General features: G+C 68.9%; 20 protein-coding genes. 4 read left to right on the plus strand and 16 right to left on the minus strand.

The window, feature by feature from the left end:
* Positions 1 to 90: 90 nt before the first annotated feature.
* The 5 genes from rplI to WA967_RS10370 form a co-directional block, all read right to left on the minus strand.
* Positions 91 to 543 (minus strand): 50S ribosomal protein L9, encoded by a 453-nt coding sequence (rplI, locus tag WA967_RS10350; RefSeq protein ID WP_424422063.1) that lies wholly within the window; start codon positions 541 to 543, stop codon positions 91 to 93.
* 11 nt (positions 544 to 554) lie between these two features.
* The gene (gene rpsR, locus WA967_RS10355; RefSeq protein WP_071641238.1) at positions 555 to 809 is read right to left on the minus strand and encodes a 30S ribosomal protein S18; all 255 of its coding nucleotides are present in this window, start codon (positions 807 to 809) and stop codon (positions 555 to 557) included.
* A gap of 70 nt (positions 810 to 879) precedes the next feature.
* Positions 880 to 1,386 (minus strand): single-stranded DNA-binding protein, encoded by a 507-nt coding sequence (locus tag WA967_RS10360; protein WP_298866189.1) that lies wholly within the window; start codon positions 1,384 to 1,386, stop codon positions 880 to 882.
* A 5-nt stretch (positions 1,387 to 1,391) separates the two neighbouring features.
* Positions 1,392 to 1,760 carry a 30S ribosomal protein S6 gene (gene rpsF / locus WA967_RS10365; RefSeq protein WP_424422065.1) on the minus strand — a complete coding sequence of 123 codons (369 nt, stop codon included), beginning with the start codon at positions 1,758 to 1,760 and terminating at the stop codon, positions 1,392 to 1,394.
* 131 nt (positions 1,761 to 1,891) lie between these two features.
* Positions 1,892 to 2,266 carry a hypothetical protein gene (locus tag WA967_RS10370; RefSeq protein WP_424422068.1) on the minus strand — a complete coding sequence of 125 codons (375 nt, stop codon included), beginning with the start codon at positions 2,264 to 2,266 and terminating at the stop codon, positions 1,892 to 1,894.
* Between the two features lie 98 nt (positions 2,267 to 2,364).
* Between WA967_RS10370 and WA967_RS10375 the strand changes: the two genes are divergently transcribed.
* On the plus strand, positions 2,365 to 3,333 hold the full coding sequence (locus WA967_RS10375) for a hypothetical protein (RefSeq protein WP_424422071.1): 969 nt from the start codon (positions 2,365 to 2,367) through the stop codon (positions 3,331 to 3,333).
* Positions 3,330 to 4,586, plus strand: coding sequence for a hypothetical protein (locus WA967_RS10380; protein WP_424422074.1), 1,257 nt, complete (start codon positions 3,330 to 3,332; stop codon positions 4,584 to 4,586). Before WA967_RS10375 ends, WA967_RS10380 begins: the two co-directional genes overlap by 4 nt.
* 32 nt (positions 4,587 to 4,618) lie before the next feature.
* Here WA967_RS10380 and WA967_RS10385 read toward each other — a convergent pair whose 3' ends face one another.
* The 9 genes from WA967_RS10385 to WA967_RS10425 all read right to left on the minus strand — a co-directional run bounded on the left by WA967_RS10385 (position 4,619) and on the right by WA967_RS10425 (position 16,048).
* On the minus strand, positions 4,619 to 5,017 hold the full coding sequence (locus tag WA967_RS10385; protein WP_424422076.1) for a DUF779 domain-containing protein: 399 nt from the start codon (positions 5,015 to 5,017) through the stop codon (positions 4,619 to 4,621).
* 66 nt (positions 5,018 to 5,083) lie between these two features.
* The gene (gene exaC, locus WA967_RS10390) at positions 5,084 to 6,631 is read right to left on the minus strand and encodes an acetaldehyde dehydrogenase ExaC (protein ID WP_424422079.1); all 1,548 of its coding nucleotides are present in this window, start codon (positions 6,629 to 6,631) and stop codon (positions 5,084 to 5,086) included.
* A gap of 119 nt (positions 6,632 to 6,750) precedes the next feature.
* On the minus strand, positions 6,751 to 8,064 hold the full coding sequence (locus tag WA967_RS10395) for a GAF domain-containing protein (protein WP_424422083.1): 1,314 nt from the start codon (positions 8,062 to 8,064) through the stop codon (positions 6,751 to 6,753).
* Between the two features lie 149 nt (positions 8,065 to 8,213).
* On the minus strand, positions 8,214 to 9,965 hold the full coding sequence (locus tag WA967_RS10400) for a dipeptide ABC transporter ATP-binding protein (RefSeq protein WP_424422085.1): 1,752 nt from the start codon (positions 9,963 to 9,965) through the stop codon (positions 8,214 to 8,216).
* Positions 9,962 to 11,017 (minus strand): ABC transporter permease, encoded by a 1,056-nt coding sequence (locus WA967_RS10405; protein ID WP_424422087.1) that lies wholly within the window; start codon positions 11,015 to 11,017, stop codon positions 9,962 to 9,964. Before WA967_RS10405 ends, WA967_RS10400 begins: the two co-directional genes overlap by 4 nt.
* A gap of 1 nt (position 11,018) precedes the next feature.
* On the minus strand, positions 11,019 to 12,101 hold the full coding sequence (locus WA967_RS10410; protein WP_417555853.1) for an ABC transporter permease: 1,083 nt from the start codon (positions 12,099 to 12,101) through the stop codon (positions 11,019 to 11,021).
* A gap of 80 nt (positions 12,102 to 12,181) precedes the next feature.
* Positions 12,182 to 13,807: an ABC transporter substrate-binding protein gene (locus WA967_RS10415; protein WP_424422090.1), complete on the minus strand. Its 1,626-nt coding sequence runs from the start codon at positions 13,805 to 13,807 to the stop codon at positions 12,182 to 12,184.
* A gap of 194 nt (positions 13,808 to 14,001) precedes the next feature.
* Positions 14,002 to 15,447: a CCA tRNA nucleotidyltransferase gene (locus WA967_RS10420; protein ID WP_424422092.1), complete on the minus strand. Its 1,446-nt coding sequence runs from the start codon at positions 15,445 to 15,447 to the stop codon at positions 14,002 to 14,004.
* A 10-nt stretch (positions 15,448 to 15,457) separates the two neighbouring features.
* Complete coding sequence (locus tag WA967_RS10425; protein WP_424422094.1) at positions 15,458 to 16,048, minus strand: TetR/AcrR family transcriptional regulator; 591 nt, start codon at positions 16,046 to 16,048, stop codon at positions 15,458 to 15,460.
* Between the two features lie 75 nt (positions 16,049 to 16,123).
* Here WA967_RS10425 and WA967_RS10430 point away from each other — a divergent pair, with 75 nt between their 5' ends.
* A complete protein-coding gene (locus WA967_RS10430) occupies positions 16,124 to 17,368 on the plus strand; it encodes an FAD-dependent oxidoreductase (RefSeq protein WP_424422097.1) in 1,245 nt (414 codons plus the stop codon).
* Between the two features lie 15 nt (positions 17,369 to 17,383).
* On the opposite strand, the gene WA967_RS10435 is transcribed toward WA967_RS10430, so the two are convergent.
* Positions 17,384 to 17,917, minus strand: a complete 534-nt coding sequence (locus WA967_RS10435) for a hypothetical protein (RefSeq protein ID WP_424422100.1) — start codon at positions 17,915 to 17,917, stop codon at positions 17,384 to 17,386.
* 59 nt (positions 17,918 to 17,976) lie between these two features.
* Between WA967_RS10435 and WA967_RS10440 the strand changes: the two genes are divergently transcribed.
* Positions 17,977 to 18,456, plus strand: coding sequence for a GNAT family N-acetyltransferase (locus WA967_RS10440; RefSeq protein ID WP_424422103.1), 480 nt, complete (start codon positions 17,977 to 17,979; stop codon positions 18,454 to 18,456).
* Between the two features lies 1 nt (position 18,457).
* Here the strand turns inward: WA967_RS10440 and WA967_RS10445 are convergent.
* Positions 18,458 to 19,281, minus strand: an 824-nt coding sequence (locus WA967_RS10445) for an LLM class flavin-dependent oxidoreductase (protein ID WP_424422106.1), incomplete at its 5' end; no start/stop codon positions are given.

Raw genomic sequence — 19,281 nt, forward strand, 5'->3', positions numbered from 1 at the left:
AACGGGCACCCGCCACAACACGGAACGCCCCGCCCTCCGAAGAGGACGGGGCGTTCCGCGACAGGCTCAGAAACCCGTCGTTCTGTCGAACTACTTCGCGGCGACCACCTGGAGGGTGATCACGGCGACGACGTCATCGTGCAGGCGCACGGTAGCCTCGTGCTCGCCGGTCGCCTTGATGGGCGCGGCGAAGTGGACCTTGCGCTTGTCGATCGAGCCGAGGTCGGCGGCGGCGACAGCGTCGGCCACGTCGGCCGTCTTCACCGAACCGAACAGGCGACCCGCGGCGCCGGCCTTGACGGCCAGACGCACCTTGGTGCTCTCGAGCTTGTTCTTCAGAGCCGTGGCCTCGTCGAGGTCGTGGATCTGGCGGGCCTTGCGGGCTGCCTGGATCGACTCGACCTGCTTGGCGCCACCGCGGGTCCATGCGACCGCGAAGCCCTGGGGGATGAGGTAGTTGCGGGCGTACCCGTTCTTGACCTCGATGACGTCACCGGCGCTGCCCAGCCCGGCGACCTCGTTCGTGAGAATCAGCTTTGCCATGTTCGTACCCCTTAACGGCCGGCGCCGGCGTAGGGCAGCAGGGCCATTTCGCGAGCGTTCTTGATCGCCTTGGCGATCAGACGCTGCTCCTGGACCGAGACACCGGTGATACGGCGGGCGCGGATCTTCCCGCGCTCGGAGATGAACTTGCGAAGCGTTGCGACGTCCTTGTAGTCAATGACGCCCACGCGGATCGACTTCGCGGGAGCGGTGGGCTTGCCACCCTTCCGCGGCTTGCGGCGATCGCCGCTCGACTTTCCAGCCATGAGTTTTCCTTAAGAAGAATTTCGGATGCTGCGCCCCGTCTACACGCTCAGGGACCCAGTACCTGCAGATTTAGAACGGGGTGTCGTCGCCGAAGCTGCCCGGGGTGCTCCATGCGTCAGCGCTCGACGAACCGGGCGTGGACCACGGCTCCTCCGAGACCTGCTGCTGGGGACGGCTGCCGCCGCCCTGGAAGCTTCCGCCACCGCCGTTTGATGCGGCCCGCGTGACCTGTGCCGTCGCATAACGCAGCGACGGACCGATCTCGTCAACCTCCAGCTCGATCGCCGTGCGGTTGTTGCCTTCGCGGTCCTGGTAGGAGCGCTGACGCAGACGGCCCTGCGCGATGACGCGCATGCCCTTCGTCAGCGAGCCCGCCACGTGCTCGGCGAACTCGCGCCACACCGACGCGCGGAGGAACAGCGCATCGCCGTCCTTCCACTCATTGGCCTGGCGGTCGAACGTGCGCGGGGTCGAGGCGATGGTGAAGTTCGCCACCGGCAGGCCGTTCTGCGTGTAGCGCAGCTCGGGGTCTGCGGTGAGGTTGCCCACCACGGTGATGACGGTTTCGCCGGCCATGGTGCTTACGCCTTGGCTGCCGTCTTGGGCTTGCGAGCAGCCTTGGCGGCTGCGCGCTTGGCCTCGGCCGCGACCATCGCCTGGGCCTCTTCGGCGCGCAGGACCTTGGTGCGGAAGATGAGCTCGCTCAGCTTCAGCTGACGGTCGAGTTCCGCAGTGGCCTCGCTCGTCGCGGTGAAGTTCACGACGGCGTAGATGCCCTCGGTCTTCTTGTTGATCTCGTAGGCGAAACGACGCTTGCCCCAGACATCGACCTTGTCCACCGTGCCACCATCGTTGGTGATGACCTTCAGGAACTTGTCGAGGTTGGGGGCAACCTGGCGCTCGTCCAGCTCGGGAGTCAGAATGACCATGAGCTCGTACTGGTGCGTCACTTACCCACCTCCTTCGGACTAGAACGGCTCCCGGGACTTTCCCGGAAGCAGGAGGGTGTGCTGCATGTCGTCCGCTCCTTCGGCAAGAAGCCCCGCATGCAGACACACGGAGAGCAGACAACCACAACAGTCTAGCCGAAGACAGCGGACGCCGCTGACCGCCACGGTCGGATGCTGTCCGTCCACGGCGCGACCTCGGTCAGCTGCTCGAACTCACCGTCGTAATGCACGACCGATACGACACATTCCCCTCTCGTGTGCCGGATCGCCGTGGCGGCGATCTGCAGATCCTTCACACCGACAGCACGGCCGAGACCCGCTGCGAAGAGCCGGGACTGAAGATCGAGCGCGATCTCCGCCACCTCGGCATCCACCTGCAGGAAGACATTCGCCCGCGCGTTGGCATCCAGAGAGCGTCGTCGACAGCGGCCTTCTTCGTGGTCGCCCCGGTGAGGCGCATGGCGCGCAAGCAGCGCGTCGTCGATGTCGATGAGCGTCTTCGTCATTCCACACCTCCGTATATCCGCGCCGTGCGCTGAGTACAGACTCCTCCTGCGCGCGTCGCACACGGGGAGCGCACGAGCGCCGCGGGTACCGTTGACGCATGGAGTGGATCGACGACCCCTCCCGGGGGGACTGGCTGCGCGAGCTGCTGGAAGCCGGGGCCCAGACGACGCAGAGCGTCGTGCCCCGCGGGTACGAGGCCTACGCGCGGGTGTTCCACCCGGCGTACCTCCGATCCCTCCCCGATCGCGCGGTTCCCACGCCGGCCGAATACGAGCGGATGCCCGATGCAGAGCTGCAGGCTCTGCACGGCCAGTACATCGACGAGGAGACCACCTGGACGGCCACCGCAGAGGCGTTCGGCACGACCCTGCATCCGCTCGCGCAGTGGCAGCGCCTGGTGCGCACCCCGGAGGGCGAGGACTGGCGCACGCGGGTGGCGCCGGACGGCCGCGAGTTCACCTCGCCGGAGGAGGGGGCGATGCCGCCCGAGCTGCTGGCGTCGATCTCACGCCATCTCGTCGCGCACACCTCGACTCCGGATGCCGGGTTCGCCGCGCTCTGGGAGGGATGGGGCGGCCTGCTGGGGTTCATGGGACGAACCCCGTCGCGGGCCTGGCTGACCTTCTCGGACACGCCCGCGCACGAGCAGCTGCTGGAGCGCAGCATCCACAACCCCTTCGAGGATGCCTATCGCAAGAAGACGTGGCAGCCCGGCATCCTGTCGGAGGAGATCTCGCGCGGCCCTCGCCTGCAGCTGCCGGGCCGCGACCACGTGCTGTTCTCCGCCGCGCCGCGCGCATTCGCCGACCCGGCCTGGATCCTCGACGCTCCGTGGCGCGACATCGAGGCCGAGGAGCACGGGTTCGCGCCGTCCGCCCAGCATCCGAACCTGATCTGGCCCGAGGACCGCGCCTGGGTGCTGGTGAGCGAGATCGACTTCGATTCGACGATCGTGGCGGGCTCGGCCGCGCTGGTGGCCGAGATCTGCGCAGACCCGGCCCTCGAGGCGATGCCGGTGCCGGCGGACGCCGACCTCGGCTGGCAGGGGGACGGAGTGAACCGGTGACCATTCCCGCTCAGGCCTATCCGTTCGACGCCCGCCCGCTCACCGATCCCGTCGACCCGCGGGCCGTCAGCGCGTTCTGGCGCAGCATCCGCTCCACCCACGCGACCAGCGCGACGACGGTCATCGCCTGGGTGATCGTGGGCATGGTCGCGGTGACGGCGATCATCCCGATGATCGGCGTCGCGGCCTTCGGGATCGCCACCGGCGGACTCGCGCACGGCGGGATCAGCGGGGCGTTCGTGCTGCCGCTGGTGCTGGTGCTCGTGCTGCTCGGCGCCGGCATCCCGATGGGTGTCGCGGCGATGCGCCGCACCCGCACGAACGCCTTCCGCATCGCGCGGTTCGCCCAGGCCAACGCCATGACCTACGAGCACGAGATCGTGAAGCCCGCATTGCCGGGCATGATCTTCCAGCTCGGCGACAGCCGGGTGGCGTCGTCGCTGGTGCGCGGGCACACCCCGCGATTCGTCGAGTTCGGCAACCACCGCTACACGACGGGCTCCGGCAAGAACCGCACGACGCACCACTGGGGGTACGTGGCCGTCAAGCTGGATGTGCCGCTGCCGAACATCGTGCTGGACGCCCTGGGCAACAACACGCTCGGCACCAACCTGCCCGCGTCGTTCTCGCGTGATCAGCGGCTCTCGTTGGAGGGTGACTTCGATCAGCACTTCACGCTGTACTGCCCGAAGGGCTACGAGGCCGATGCCCTGTACCTGTTCACGCCCGACATCATGGCGCGCTTCATCGACAACGCCGCCCAGCTCGACGTGGAGATCGTCGACGACTGGATGTTCCTGTACATGCGGCGGGCGGCCTCGACGACGGATGCCGCGACCTGGGCGTGGCTGTTCAGCGCCGTCGGCGCGCTGATGACGAAGTTCGACCAGTGGGCGCGCTGGCGCGACGACCGGCTGCGTCAGACGCAGGCCGCGACGGACACGTCGTTGAACCCGACGGCCGGGTCCCTGGGCCCCACAGTTGGACCCCAGGGCCCCACAGTTGGACCCCTGGGCCCCACGGCTGGGTCCCTGAGCCTGTCGAAGGGCGGTGCGGTCGGCTCACCGGCATCCGCTTCTCTGCCGTTCGCCGCCCCCGCCGGCCTTCTCCAGCCCCCACCCGGGGTCGCCCTGCAGGGGCGGCGACTGCACCGCAGCGTGCCATGGGTGACGATCATCGTCTTCGCCGTGGTGATCGGCTTCATGATCGTCCCGCAGCTCGTGGGCGCCCTGGGCTTCCTGCTCCTGCACTGAGGCCGGCCTCGGTGGCATCCGGTCCTGGTCGACTACTGCGTGGGCGCGAGCCCGAAATACTCCAGCTCCGCGTCGGTCAGCATTCTCGACCGGGTGAGGAACCGCATCCCGGTCGGACCCTCCACGCTGAACCCCGCACCGCGGCCTGGCACCGCATCGACGGTGAGGTGGGTGTACTTCCAGTACTCGAACTGCGACTCCGACATGAACATCGCCACCGGGGCGTCCAGCCCCACGTCGAGATCGCCGAGCTTCACATCGCTCGGCCCCGTGATGAACATGCCGACCGGATAGCACATGGGCGAAGACCCATCGCAGCATCCGCCCGACTGGTGGAACATCAACGGGCCGTGCTGCGTCGTGAGATCGCGGATGAGAGATGCCGCGGCATCCGTGACATCCACCCGCTCGTACCTGCCGATGCTGACCATGAGCCCTCTTCCCTCCTGCGTGAATGGAATCCGGGCGGAGCCGCTCGGCCCCGCCCGGATGGTCGATCAGAAGAAGCCCATCGGGCCTTCCGCGTACGAGACCAGCAGGTTCTTGGTCTGCTGGTAGTGGTCGAGCATCATCTTGTGGTTCTCGCGGCCGATGCCCGACTGCTTGTACCCTCCGAAGGCGGCGTGCGCCGGGTACTGGTGGTAGGTGTTGGTCCACACGCGCCCCGCCTCGATGGCCCGGCCGGCACGGTACGCGGTGTCGCCGCTGCGGCTCCACACGCCCGCGCCCAGCCCGTAGAGGGTGTCGTTGGCGATCGAGATCGCGTCATCGAAGTCGGCGAAGTTCGTCAGCGCCAGCACCGGACCGAAGATCTCCTCCTGGAAGATCCGCATGTCATTGGTGCCCTCGAACACGGTCGGGGCGACGTAGTAGCCGCCGCTGAGGTCACCGCCCAGGTCGACCCGCTCGCCGCCGGTCAGCAGCTTCGCGCCCTCCTGCTTGCCGATGTCGATGTAGCTGAGGATCTTCTCCAACTGGTCGTTGGACGCCTGCGCGCCGATCATGGTCGACGGGTTCAGCGGGTTGCCCTGCACGATGCGGTTGACGCGGGCGACGCCGTCGGCGACGAACCCGTCGTAGATCGAGCGCTGCACGAGCGCGCGCGACGGGCAGGTGCACACCTCGCCGCCGTTGAGGGCGAACATCGTGAAGCCCTCCAGCGCCTTGTCGTAGAACGGGTCGTCCTCGCGAGCGACGTCCTCGAAGAACACGTTGGGGCTCTTGCCCCCGAGCTCGAGTGTGACGGGGATGAGGTTCTGCGACGCGTACTGCATGATCAGCCGGCCCGTGGTGGTCTCGCCGGTGAACGCCACCTTGCGGATGCGCTTGTGCTGCGCGAGCGGGGCGCCCGCCTCGATGCCGAAGCCGTTGACGATGTTCACGACGCCGGCCGGCAGCAGATCCCCGATGATGTCGAACAGGAACAGGATCGAGGCCGGCGTCTGCTCGGCCGGCTTCATGACGATGCAGTTGCCGGCGGCGAGCGCGGGTGCCAGCTTCCACGTCGCCATCAGGATCGGGAAGTTCCACGGGATGATCTGGCCGACGACACCGAGCGGCTCGTGGAAGTGGTAGGCGACCGTGTTCTCGTCGATCTGGCTGATGCCGCCCTCCTGCCCGCGCAGGACGCCGGCGAAGTAGCGGAAGTGATCGATGGCCAGCGGGATGTCGGCGGCGAGGCACTCGCGCACCGGCTTGCCGTTGTCCCAGGTCTCGGCGACCGCGATCTCCTCGAGATGCTGCTCCATGCGATCGGCGATCCTGTTCAGGATCACCGCGCGCTCGGCGGGCGTCGTGCGCTTCCAGGACTCGAACGCCCTCCACGCGACGTCGACGGCGCGCTCGATGTCCTCGACGGTGCCCCGGCCGACCTCGGTGAAGGGCTTGCCGTTGACAGGGCTGATGTTCTCGAAGAACTGCCCCTTGACGGGATCGACGAACTCGCCGCCGATGTAGTGCCCGTAACGCGGGCGATAGTCCGCGACGGCGCCGGGCTGACCCGGCGCGGCGTAGGCGGTGGACACGTCCTCTTCGACGATTGTCATCGTGGTCTCCTTCGACGGGCCGCGGCATCGGTGCCGCACGGCTGTTCTCAGAAGGTACGGCGAGGCGGGTTGCACCCCCGTGCGTCACATTGCATCGAGTTGCAGCACTCGCGACGGGCCTACTCGTCGAGCCTGGCGATCCGATTGACCAGCCCCGCCCTGCGCGGCGAGCGCGCCGGCAGCATCTCCAGGCACAGTCTCAGCACCTCGGCATCCTCCGCACCCTCCGGGATGTCCGCGTACGCCAGCAGCACGTCGATGCTCGCCTCGCTGAGCATCGTCTCGCGCAGGGTGCCGCGCAGGCTCTCCCGCAGCTCCACGACGCCGGGTGCGTCGGAATCGGGCAACGCGGGTCCGGGGTACGCGCTCAACGCCACCCGGTGCGCCCCTCGGCCCAGCAGCGAGAGCACGTTCTGGGCGTCGGTCTCCAGCTGCGCGGTGAGCCGGTACGGCCGAGACTGCGGCACCAGTTCGGACGACACGCGTTCGAGCACCTTGCGCAGCCGCACCATCTCCGGACGCAGGGTGTCCGCAGATGCATCCTCGCCGTAGACGAGCTCGGCCAGCCGCTCCGCGGAGAGCCCCTGACGGTGGGTGGCGAGCATCAGCAGGATCTCGGCGTGCCTGGCGCTGAGCTCGATGATCGACTCACCGCCGTCGCCGATCACCTCCAGCCGCGCCCGGTCCCTGCCCAGCACCTGCAGGGTGGCCCTGGTCCGGTGCAGCGCGCGAGGCGGAGCGGATGCCGTCCGCGGGGCGGCCCGCTCCCGCAGCCGTGCGATCATCAGCTGCGACTCCACCGCACGCGCCGTGGCGTCCACCAGCATCCGCGCCTGCGGCGTCACCGCCTCCTCACCGCCGGTGACGTCCAGAACCCCGAGGATGCGATGAGTCTCCGGATCGAACACCGGCGCCGCCGTGCACGACCACGGCTGCACGAGCCGGTTGTAGTGCTCGGCGTGATGGATCTGCACCGATTCGCCGAGCGTCAACGCCGTACCCGGCGCCGACGTGCCGACCGTGGTCTCGGACCAGTTCGCGCCCTCCACGAACCCCATCTCGCCTGACAGCATCCGCTGGCTCAGGTCCCCCTCCACCCAGAGCAGGCGGCCGGCGTGGTCCCCGACGGCCACCACGACACCGGAGTCGTCAGCGGATCCCGGCAGCAGCAGGGAGCGGATCAGGTCGATCGCACCGGACAGCGGATGCTGCGAGCGGTACTCCTCGAGGAGCTCCCCGGTGAGGTCGACCGGCGGCAGGCCTTCCGCGCCGACCCTGTCCTGCCAGGCGCGCTGCCAGGACGCCCTGATGAGCGGACGCACCTGCTGCAGCCGGTGGTCGTCGAGGTTGCCTGCGACGAGTTCCTCGTGCGCGCGCTCGATGATCAGGCGCGAGGCCTGAAGGTCTCGCCCAGAGGACCAGGCAGACGGCATGCGACCTCCGATCGGCACTGACGGATGTGCCCAGTGTAGGTCGGTTGTCCATCGCGGGGAACGGATCGTGGGCGGTCGCTGCGCGCGCCTCTGGGTCGCAGGTCGTTCCCGGGCTCCGCTGAGCGGGCGAAGCCCGGGAACGATCATCGTCAGTGCCTGCGCACGGCCTCCCACTGCGCCCGGCGCTCGGCCTGCTTGACCGGGTCGGGCACGGGCAGGGCGGCCAGCAGCTCGCGGGTGTACTGGTCGCGCGGGTCGCCGAGCACCTGAGCGGTGGTGCCCTGCTCCTTGATGCGGCCCTGCTGCAGCACGATGATGCGGTCGGAGACCGCGTCGATCACCGCCAGGTCGTGGCTGATGAACAGCGACGCGAAGCCCAGCTCGGCCTGCAGCTGCACGAACAGCTCCAGCACCGTGGCCTGCACCGACACGTCCAGCGCGCTGGTCGGCTCGTCGGCGATGAGCAGCTTCGGGTCCAGCGCCAGGGCGCGGGCCAGCGATGCGCGCTGACGCTGGCCGCCGGAGAGCTCGTGCGGGTAGCGGTCGCCGAAGCTGGTCGGCAGCCGCACGGCATCCAGCAGCTCGTTCACGCGCGGACGCGCGGCCTGCATGTTCGCGGCCCGGCCGTGCACGATCAGCGGCTCGGCGATGCACTCCGCGATCGACAGCAGCGGGTTGAAGCTGGTGGCCGGATCCTGGAACACGAAGCCGATCTGCGGACGCAGCGGCGCCAGCGTGCGGTTCTTCACGCCGCGCATCTCCTGGCCGAGCACGGTCAGCGAGCCGCCGAGGACCGTGGTCAGTCCTACGACCGCACGGCCGATGGTGGTCTTGCCCGAGCCGGACTCGCCGACCAGGCCCACGACCTCACCGGGTCCGACGTGGAAGTCCACGCCCTTCACGGCGACGACCGCGTTGCGGCCGAACCGGCCCGGGTAGCCGATCTCGGCGGCGGATGCGACGATCAGCGAGCCCTCCGGCACTGGCGGCGCGGCGTGCGGGGCCGACCCGACCTCCTCGGTCCCCGAGCCTGTCGAAGGGCCGTGCGTCGAAGGCTCGCCCGTCGAGGCGGCCGACTTGCCCTGGCCCACATGCGGCACGGCCGCCAGCAGCTTCTTCGTGTACTCCTCGCGCGGGTTCGCGAACAGCTCGCGCACCGGCGCCTGCTCGACGATGTCGCCCTGGTACATCACCACCACGCGGTCGGCCAGGTCGGCCACCACGCCCATGTTGTGCGTGATGAGCACGATGGTCGCGCCGAACTCGTCGCGCGCGGTGCGCAGCAGGTCGAGGATCTCGGCCTGCACGGTGACGTCCAACGCGGTGGTCGGCTCGTCGGCGATGATCAGGCCGGCATCCAGCACCAGCGCCATCGCGATGACGATGCGCTGCTTCTGGCCGCCCGAGAACTGATGCGGGTAGTCGTCGACACGGGTGGCGGCATCCGGGATGCCGACCCGCTGCATGATGTCGATCGCGCGCGCCCGGGCATCCTTCCTGGAGATCTTCGTGTGCGCACGAAGGCCCTCGGCGATCTGCCAGCCCACGGTGTACACCGGGTTCAGGGCCGTGGACGGCTCCTGGAACACCATCGCCGCATCACGCCCGCGCATCGCGCGCATGCGGTGATGGCTCGCGTGCACGATGTCGGTCTCATCGCCCGAGCGGCCGCGCACGATCACCGCGCCCGAGGTGGTGGCGGTCTCCGGCAGCAGCCCCAGCAGGGTGTTGGCGGTGACGGTCTTGCCCGACCCGGACTCGCCGACGATGGCCAGCACCTCGCCGGCGTGGGCGCTCAGCGAGATCCCCTTGACGGCGACGACCGGCTCGTCATCGGTGGCGAAGACCACCCGCAGGTCGCGGACCTCGGCGACCGTGCTCTTGTCTGCCACGTCAGTCACGACTGTGCTCCTTCACTCGCGGCACCGGATCCGGCATCCGCAGCGCCCGACTTCTTCTTGCCACCCGCACGGCGACGCAGGCGCAGGCGCGGGTCGGCGAGGTCGTTCAGGCTCTCGCCCACCAGGGTCACGCCCAGCACCACCAGCACGATGGCGACGCCGGGGAACACGCTGGTCCACCAGATGCCGCTGGTCACGTCGCCCATGGCGCGGTTGAGGTCGTAGCCCCACTCCGAGGCGGCCGTGGCCTCGATGCCGAAGCCCAGGAAGCCCAGGCCGGCCAGGGTCAGCAGCGCCTCGGAGGCGTTCAGCGTGATGATCACCGGCAGCGAACGGGTGGAGTTGCGCAGCACGTGGCGCAGCAGGATGCGGGTGGTCGGCACGCCGATCACCTTGGCTGAGTCGACGAACGGCTCAGCCCGCACGCGCACCACTTCAGAGCGCACCACGCGGAAGTACTGCGGCACGAACACCACGGTGATGGCGATGGCCGTGGCCATGATTCCGCCCCACAGCGTGGACTGGCCGCGACTGATCACGATGGACATCACGATGGCCAGCAGCAGCGACGGGAACGCGTAGATGGCATCGGCGACGACCACCAGAAGTCGATCGAGCCAGCCGCCGAAGTAGCCGGAGATCAGGCCCAGCGCGATGCCGATGAAGATCGAGCAGGCGATGGCGGCGAGGATCACCAGCAGCGCGGTCTGCGCACCCCACAGCACGCGGGAGAGCACGTCGAAGCCGGAGACCGTCGTGCCCAGCGGGTTCAGCGCATTCGGCGCCTGCTGGGTACCGAACGAATGCCCGTCGACCGTCTGCTGCTGCGCCCACTCGTACGGGGCCAGCACGGGGGCGAGGACGGCGACGAGGATGAACGCGACCGTGATCACCAGGCCCGTCACCAGCATCCCGCGCTGCAGTCCGACGCTCTGCCGCAGCTCCTTGAGCACAGGGGTCCTCTCGACCCAGCTCTTCTTCCGGACGGGGACGGCCGCCAGCGCCGTGGTGCTGGGAGTGGGCATCCCGTCGTAGGAATCGGGGATGGTCATCTCAGTACCTCACCCTCGGGTCGATGAACGCGGCGACGATGTCGACGATGAAGTTCGTCACGGCCACCACGACGGCGATCATGACGACGATGCCCTGCACCGCGACGAAGTCTCGCGATTTCAGGTACTCGGCGAGCATGAAGCCGATGCCCTTCCACTCGAAAGTCGTCTCGGTCAGCACCGCACCCGCCAGCAGCAGGGCGATCTGCATGCCCATCACCGTGATGATCGGGATGAGCGCGGGACGGTAGGCGTGCTTCGTCAGCAGCCGGTACTCGCTCACGCCGCGGGAGCGCCCCGACGTGACGTACTGCTGTCCGAGCGTGCCGATCACGTTGGTGCGGATCAGTCGCAGGAACACGCCTGCGGTCAGCAGTCCGAGTGCGACGGCCGGCAGGATCGCGTGCTGCAGCACGTCGGCGATGGCGGGGCCGTTGCCGAGCCGTATCGCGTCGAGCAGGTAGAGGCCGGTGGGCGTGTCTATGCCGCTCATCAGCAGCTCGGTGCGGGTGTTCCCGCGACCGGAGACGGGCAGCCAGCCCAGCCACACCGAGAAGATGAGCTTGAGCAGCAGACCGGCGAAGAAGATCGGGGTGGCGTACGCGAGGATCGCCATCACGCGCAGCGTGGCGTCCTGCCAGCGGTCGCGGCGGTAGGCGGCGATCAGGCCGAGCGGGATGCTGATGATCAGGGCGACGATGAGCGCGTAGATCGCGAGCTCGAGCGTGGCCGAGCCGTACTGCAGCAGGATCGCAGTGACCGGGCGGCGGTCGGTGATCGTGGTGCCGAAGTCGCCGTGCAGGATGCCGGCGAGGTAATCGCCGTACTGCACGATCAGCGGCCGGTCGTAGCCGGCCTCGTGGATGCGCTGCGCGAGCTGGTCGGCCGGCAGCCGGCCGCCGAGCGCGGCCGTGATGGGATCACCGGTGATCCGCATCAGGAAGAACACGGTCGTCACCAGGATGAAGACCGTGGGGATGATCAGCACGAGCCGGACCAGGATGTAGCGCCACAGGCCGCCACCGCCCTTGGACTTGCTTCGCGGTTGGACGGGGGCGAGGGCAGCGCCGGCATCGACGGCCATATGGGTACCTAACTTCTACGTTCTGGGAGCGAGCGCAATCGGGGGCGCTGCGTGAGCAGCACCCCCGATTGTGGAACGCGTTACTTCTTCAGCGGCGCGTAGCGGAACTTGAACGAGGCGTCGAGCGTGGTGCCCTGCACGTTCTTGCCCACGACCGCGACCTGCTTGCCCTGCAGGATCGGCAGGGTGGAGAGGTCCTTGGCGACCATCTCCTGGATCTGGCCGATCTCCTCCAGGCGCTTGGCCTGGTCGGTCTCGGTCTGCTCCTGGACGATGGCGTCGTTGACAGCGGGGTTGTCGTAGTGGTTGGCGAGGAAGTTGTCCTTCATGAAGAACGGTGCCAGGTAGTTGTCCGGGTCGGAGAAGTCCGGGAACCAGCCCAGCTGGTACATCGGGTACACGTCGGCCGAGCGGTCCTTGGAGTACTGCACCCACTCGGTCTGCTGCAGGTTGACCGTGAACAGGCCGCCCTTCTCGAGCTGCGTCTTGTACGCGGCGTACTCGTCACCCGACGACGGGCCGTAGTGGTCGCCGTTGTACTGCAGGTTCAGCGTGACGGGCGCGGTGATGCCGGCATCCTTCAGCACCTGCTCGGCCTTCGCCTGGTCGGGTCCGCCGTTGCCGTCGCCGTACATGTCCTTCAGGACGGTCGTCGCGCCGGGCATGCCGTCGGCGACGAAGGAATACAGCGGGCTGTAGGTGTCCTTGTACACGTCCTTGGCGACGGCGTTGCGGTCGATCAGGTCGGCCATGGCCTGGCGGACGGCGAGCGCCTTGGCCGGGTCGGCCTCGGCGGTCTTGGCGCCGAACGGCATGGTGTCGAAGTTGAAGACGATGTAGCGGATCTCGCCGCCGGGGCCGTCGACGATCTTGACCTTGCTGTTGCCCTTCAGGCTCTCCACGTCGGTGGCCGACAGGCTGCGGAAGGCCACGTCGATGTCGCCGTTGCCGATCGCGAGCTTGAGGTTGGAGGCGTCGGCGTAGTACTTCGCCTGGATGCCGGTGTTCTCGGCAGGGCCGAGGTTGCCCTGGTAGTCCTTGTTCGGCTTGTACGAGATCAGCTCGTTGAGCTTGTACGAGTCGATCGTGTACTGGCCGGCGAAGGCGTCGCCCTTCACGATGTCGGCGTCGGGAGTGACGGCGTCAGGCGAGAAGACCTCCTCGTCGACGATGGGAGCGGCGGGGCTGGAGAGGATCAGCGGCCAGGTCTGGTCGTTGCCGTTCTTCAGCGTGAAGACCACGGTGGTGTCGTCCGGGGCTGCGACCGAGGCGAGGTTGCCCAGCAGCGAGGCGGGACCGTTCGGGTCGTTGATCTTCACCATGCGGTCGAACGTGAACTTCACGTCGCTGGAGGTGAGCTCGTGGCCGTTGGCGAACTTCAGGCCCTTCTTGAGCTTGACCGTGTACTCGGTCGGCGAGGTGAACTCGGCCGACTCCGCGATGTCGGGGCTGACCGTGGCGTCGCCGTACTTGCTGTTGAGCAGGAACGGGTAGACCTGGTTCATGACGACGAACGAGCCGTTGTCGTAGGAACCGGCCGGGTCGAGCGAGACGACCTTGTCGGTGGTGCCGACGATCAGGTCGCCGCCACCCGAGCTGCTGCCCTCATCGGATCCGCCGGTGCTGGTGGCGCAGCCGGACAGAACAACAGCCGCGACGCTGAGCGCGCCGATGGCGAGGCCGAGTCGGCCCCTGGAGATCTTCATTGACATAACCTGCCCTGTGATGGTTCGGGTATTCGGTTTCCGCGCTCGTGATGGACGCGGCATGGGCTCAAATCTACTCAGGAGCATGGGACATACCCAACCGCTCGGTCAGGATCGTGACGAGACCGACACTCTGTCATGCCCCTGGAGACGGAGGGACTGGGTCGCTGAGCCTGTCGAAGCGCCGCTCCCGTTCACCCCCGGGCGGACCACCACTCGCGCAGGCGCCGCTCGGCGGCATCCGGTCCGATGACGCCCTCGTCCAAGCGCAGATCCAGCAGGAACTTGTAGGCCTCGCCCACCTCGCGGCCTGGTGCGATGCCGAGGATCAGCTGGATCTGATTGCCGTCGAGCTCGGGGCGGATGCTGTCCAGCTCCTCCTGCTCGCGAAGCTCCTCGATGCGGCGCTCGATGTCGTCGTAGGCGGATGCCAGACGCCCGGCCTTGCGCTTGTTGCGGGTGGTGACATCGGCGCGCACCAGGATGTGCAGCCGGTCGACCAACTCGCCGGCATCCCGCACATAGCGGCGCACGGCACTGTCGGTCCAGGCGCCCTCGGCATAGCCGAAGAAGCGCAGGTGCAGCTCGATGAGGCGGGCCACGGCATCCGTCGTCGCGCCGTCGAAGCGCAGCGCCTGCAGGCGCTTGCGCGCCATGCGCGAGCCGACCACGTCGTGGTGGTGGAAGGTGACGGCACCGCCCGGCTCGAGCTTGCGAGTGCGGGGCTTGCCGATGTCGTGCAGCAGGGCGGCCAGGCGCAGCGGCACGTCGGGCTCGGCGCCCGGATGCCGCGCATGCTCCAGGTCGATGGCCTGGCGCAGCACGGTCAGCGAGTGCTCGTAGACGTCCTTGTGGTGGTGGTGCTCGTCCACCTCCAGGCGCAGCGCGCTGACCTCGGGCAGGAACTGCTCGACCAGGCCGGTGTCCACCAGCACGCGCAGGCCACGCACGGGATCGTCGGTCTGCATCAGGCGGATCAGCTCGCCCTGCACGCGCTCGGGGCTGACGATGCTGAGCGTCTGGCGCAGCTGCTCGATGGCGGTGAGGGTGTCCGCGTCGATCTCGAACTCGAGCTGGGAGCTGAAGCGCGCCGCGCGCAGCATCCGCAGCGGATCGTCGCCGAAGCTCACATTCGGGTCGATGGGGGTGCGCAGGATGCCGGCGACGAGGTCCTCGACGCCGCTGGTCGGGTCGATGAGCTTCGAGATCGGCGGCTGTCCCGGCATGGCGACCTGCAGGGCCATGGCGTTGACGGTGAAGTCGCGGCGCAGCAGGTCGCCGTCGATGCTCTCGCCGAACTCGACGACGGGCTTGCGGGTGAGTCCGTCGTAGCTGTCGGCGCGGTAAGTGGTGATCTCGACCTGCTCGCCGTGCACGCGCGCGCCGATCGTGCCGAAGGCGCGGCCGATGTCCCAGTGCGCGGATGCCAGCGGCTTGACGATCCGCAGGATGTCATCGGGCCGGGCGTTCGTGGTGAAGTCCAGGTCGTGGGTGGTGCGGCCCAGCAGCGCGTCGCGTACGGGGCCGCCGACGACCGCCAGCTCGAATCCGCCATCCGCGAAGGCTCGGGCGATGGCCGATACGACGGGATTCGCGGCGAGCGCGCCGAGACGTTCCAGTCCTTCGGCCATATTGAGCATGATCTCCAGATTACCGGGGCGGCTGCTGCAGCATGGAGCGCAGCAGGATGCCGGGAGCGGATGCCGCGACCTCGGGCAGCCCAGCGGCCAGCGCCCACTCGTCCAGGCCTCGCAGCATGCCGAACGCGGCGGCGGCGAGCGCGTCGGCCTGGAGGTCGTCGCGGACGGCACCGGATTCGACGCCGACGTGGAGGACCTGGTCCACCCAGGTGCGCACGGTCTCGAGCAGGGTCGTGCGAGCATCCGCCCCCGCACCGGCCGGAAGGGAGAAGATGCTGCCCAGCAGCCCGAGGGCGCGATTCTCTGCGGCCAGCGCGCCCAGGTCGGAGAGGACGCGATCCACCTGCGGCCAGAACCCCTCCTCCGCGAACTCGACCGGCGCGGGAGCCGTCCATTGCGCTCGCACATCGTCGACGAGGCTCTCGACCACGGCATCCAGCAGCTCGGCCTTGGAGGCCGCCGCGTGGTAGAACGAGCTCTTGCTGAGCCCTGCGGCCCGGATGATCCTGTTCAGCGAGGCGCCCTCGAACCCGGCGGATGTGAACTCGGCGATGGTGGCCTCGATGAGGGCGTCGCGATGCGGTCCAGTCAGAGCGGTCATGATCCCAACCTACTGGACCACCCAGTCCAAAGCGGCGTACAGTCGAGGATGGACCAGGTGGTCCAAAGGAGGAGCATGCTCATCGACACGCCACTGGCGAACCAGCTCTACGCCCAGCGCGACGACCGCCTGCGGGTGCTCATCGTCGGCGCGGGCGTCGCCGGCACCACTCTCGCGCAGCTGCTGCGCCGCGACGGGCTGCACCCCGCGCTGGTCGACCGGATGCCGGCCTTCGACCATCCCGGCTACATGCTGGCCCTGATGCCCCTTGTCGACCAGGCCTTCATCGACCTCGGCGTCCACGACGAGTACCTCGCGGCAGGCATGCCCATGGCTCGCTACGCGTTCCGCTCCCATCGCGGAAGGGTGCTGCGCACCGACTCGATGAGCGAACTGCTGGGCGCCTACGGCGACTCCCTCGGCATCTCCCGCGAGGCGTTGATCGAGGTGCTCACGCACGACGGATGCCCGGTGACCCTGGGCACGACCGTCGACGCGGTCACCGGCGCGGCTCGGGGAGCCGGTGGCACGGCCCGGTTCGTCGACCGGGAGGGCCGGGCGATCGGCGAAGCCTCATTCGACCTCGTCGTCGGCGCCGACGGCATCCGCTCCCGCATGCGCGACGTGCTGGGGGCAGGACCGCTCGACGTCGCGAGGACGGGCTGGTCGGGCTGGGTGGCCTGGGCGGACGAGCGCGGCGACTCAGGCCTCGGCGAGGAACTCTGGGGAGATGGGTTCTTCCTCGGCGCGTATCCGGTGAAGGACCGGCTGGGCGTGTTCCTCGGCGGACCGGATGCCGACCTCGCAGGGGGACCGGCCGCATTCGCCGCATCCGTACGCGGCCGCGTCGACGGTATCGGGCCGCGACTGGACGAGGCTCTCGCCGCGGTCGCGGCGGCGCCCGACCCGTATCTCTGGAGGCTTGAGGATGCCGGGGTCGCGCACTGGGTGCTGCCGCAGGGCGTGCTGCTCGGCGACGCCGCCGCCGGGTTCCTGCCGACGGCCGGGATCGGCGCGGGGATGGCGATCGAGTCCGCCTGGCTGCTGGGCAGGATGCTCACGGGCGCGGCGCCCGACGCGCTGCCCGGACTGCTGGCCGCGTGGGAGCGCGCGGAGCGCCCCCGCGTGGAGGCCGCGCAGGCGAACTCGCGGATGCTGGCCCGTCTGATGTTCCGCAGAGGACGGCTCACCGCCTGGCTGCGCGAGACGACGATGCGGATGCTCAGCGTGCAGTCCGTGCTGGGCCCGATCGTGCGGCTCGTCGCCGCACGCCCCGATCCCGAGGCCGTGCTGCACCCCGAGAGAGCCGGCACGCGCTGAAGCGACGACGGCGTGTCACAGCGCCTGTTCGAGCAGTTCCCGCCGCGTTCGCGGATCACCGGCGATCTCGACCACCCGCACGCCCGCCGGCACGACGCCGGGGCCGTCGATGAGCTCCATCAGGATGCCGTCCATCGCAGTGCGCAGCGCGGGGTGCTCCTCGACGCCGACCTCGATGACGTCGCGATCGTTCAGCGGCAGCACGACCAGGAGGTCGGCCGTGAGCAGGGCGCCGGCGGTCAGAGCGGTCATCCGTTCCAGGTAGCCGTCGGGGAAGTCGTGACCGGTCAGGTCGGCGAGCGCGAGCAGGTAGGCGAGGAAGTCGATCGGGCCGCGCTCCGCGATCAGATCGACGGCGGGCTCCTCGTGCAGGCGCTCCGCGCTGAGGCGCAGCTGCGCGGAGAGCATGGCCGCGCCCGGCGCATCGGAGGCCTCGTCCAGCAGCTCGAACGGGTCGGGCAGGACGGTGAACCCCGGATGCCGCAGTGCGAAGTCCGAGATCAGAGTGCTCTTCCCGCTGGCGTGGGTTCCCGAGACGACGATGCGCATTCCGCGAGCGTACCCGCGCCGGGCCGCTGGATGTCCGGACGAAGTCTAGATTTGTCTGCATGATCAGCGCCGCAGACTTCGACGACCACGCGCTCGCGCGGTTCCTCCGAGAGCACCTCGAGGATCTCGCGCCCACCGCCCCGGCCGAGAGCAGGCATGCGCTCGATCTCGACGCGCTGCGGGGGTCCGATGTCCGGATGTGGGTGGCGCGCGACGGCTCGCAGGTGATCGGCACGGTGGCACTCGTCGCCATCGATGCGGGTCACGAAGAGCTCAAGAGCATGCGCACCGCCCCCGAGCGTCGCGGCGAGGGCATCGCCTCACGGCTGCTCGCGCACGCGCTCGACGATGCCCGTGCCCGCGGCGTCGCCCGGGTGTCGCTGGAGACGGGGAGCATGGACTTCTTCGCTCCGGCCCGGGCTCTGTACGCCCGAGCCGGCTTCGTCCCGTGTCCCGCATTCGGCCCCTACGCCGACGATCCCCACAGCGTCTACATGACGAAGGCGATTGAGCGCCGTCGGGCGATGCAGGACGACTGAATCAGGCCGCGTAACCGGTGACCGGTCCCTCGGTGTTGGGCTTCCATCCCAGCGCCGGGGCGACGTGTTCGGCGAAGGCCTGCAGCACGTGCACGTTGTACTCCGGCCCCAGCTGGTTCGGGATCGTCAGCATGAGGGTGTCGGCGGCCATCACGGCCTCGTCGGCCTTCAGCTGCTCGATGAGAACGTCGGGTTCGGCCGCGTAGGTCTTGCCGAAGGTGGAGCGCAGCCCGTCGATGATGCCGATCTGGTCGTGGCTGTCCTCGGAGCGCAGGCCGAAGTAGGCCCGGTCCTTGTCGCTGACCAGCGGGAACACGCTGCGGCTGACCGAGACGCGCGGAGCGCCGGTGTGACCCGCCTGCTTGTAGGCGGTGCGGAACATGTCGATCTGCTCGCGCTGCAGCTCGTGGAACGGCTGCCCGGTGGCTTCGGTGAGCAGCGTGGAGCTCATCAGGTTCAGGCCCATCCGGCCGGTGCTCTCCGCAGTGGCGCGCGAGCCGGCGCCCCACCAGATGCGATCGCGCAGGGTGGGCGAGTGCGGCTCGATGGCCAGGTACTGCCCCGCGCCGACCATCCGGGGGTCTCCGGGGGCGATGCGCTCCCCGTCGATGATCCTGAGGAACAGGTCGAACTTCTCGCGGGCCATCACGCTGCCGCGCTCGAGGTCCTCGCCGTCGTGGTAGCCGAAGGTCTCGTAGCCGCGCAGCGCGGTCTCGGGGGACCCGCGGCTCACGCCCAGCGCGATGCGGCCGTCGGCGATGTAGTCCAGCGCGGCGGCTTCCTCGGCGAACTGGAACGGGTTCTCGTACCGCATGTCGATCACGC

Source organism: Microbacterium sp., assembly GCF_049650565.1.
In the GTDB taxonomy this organism is placed as follows: Bacteria; Actinomycetota; Actinomycetes; order Actinomycetales; family Microbacteriaceae; genus Microbacterium.

Excerpts from the sequence above, each read along its gene's own strand:
- WA967_RS10370 (WP_424422068.1), bottom strand. The coding sequence starts at position 2,266 with ATGACGAAGACGCTCATCGACATCGACGACGCGCTGCTTGCGCGCCAT.
- WA967_RS10420 (WP_424422092.1), bottom strand. The coding sequence starts at position 15,447 with ATGCTCAATATGGCCGAAGGACTGGAACGTCTCGGCGCGCTCGCCGCG.
- WA967_RS10375 (WP_424422071.1), top strand. The coding sequence starts at position 2,365 with ATGGAGTGGATCGACGACCCCTCCCGGGGGGACTGGCTGCGCGAGCTG.
- WA967_RS10430 (WP_424422097.1), top strand. The coding sequence starts at position 16,124 with ATGCTCATCGACACGCCACTGGCGAACCAGCTCTACGCCCAGCGCGAC.
- WA967_RS10415 (WP_424422090.1), bottom strand. The coding sequence starts at position 13,807 with ATGAAGATCTCCAGGGGCCGACTCGGCCTCGCCATCGGCGCGCTCAGC.
- WA967_RS10435 (WP_424422100.1), bottom strand. The coding sequence starts at position 17,917 with ATGCGCATCGTCGTCTCGGGAACCCACGCCAGCGGGAAGAGCACTCTG.
- WA967_RS10405 (WP_424422087.1), bottom strand. The coding sequence starts at position 11,017 with ATGACCATCCCCGATTCCTACGACGGGATGCCCACTCCCAGCACCACG.
- rpsR (WP_071641238.1), bottom strand. The coding sequence starts at position 809 with ATGGCTGGAAAGTCGAGCGGCGATCGCCGCAAGCCGCGGAAGGGTGGC.
- WA967_RS10395 (WP_424422083.1), bottom strand. The coding sequence starts at position 8,064 with ATGCCGTCTGCCTGGTCCTCTGGGCGAGACCTTCAGGCCTCGCGCCTG.
- WA967_RS10440 (WP_424422103.1), top strand. The coding sequence starts at position 17,977 with ATGATCAGCGCCGCAGACTTCGACGACCACGCGCTCGCGCGGTTCCTC.
- rplI (WP_424422063.1), bottom strand. The coding sequence starts at position 543 with ATGGCAAAGCTGATTCTCACGAACGAGGTCGCCGGGCTGGGCAGCGCC.
- WA967_RS10425 (WP_424422094.1), bottom strand. The coding sequence starts at position 16,048 with ATGACCGCTCTGACTGGACCGCATCGCGACGCCCTCATCGAGGCCACC.
- exaC (WP_424422079.1), bottom strand. The coding sequence starts at position 6,631 with ATGACAATCGTCGAAGAGGACGTGTCCACCGCCTACGCCGCGCCGGGT.
- WA967_RS10385 (WP_424422076.1), bottom strand. The coding sequence starts at position 5,017 with ATGGTCAGCATCGGCAGGTACGAGCGGGTGGATGTCACGGATGCCGCG.
- WA967_RS10360 (WP_298866189.1), bottom strand. The coding sequence starts at position 1,386 with ATGGCCGGCGAAACCGTCATCACCGTGGTGGGCAACCTCACCGCAGAC.
- WA967_RS10410 (WP_417555853.1), bottom strand. The coding sequence starts at position 12,101 with ATGGCCGTCGATGCCGGCGCTGCCCTCGCCCCCGTCCAACCGCGAAGC.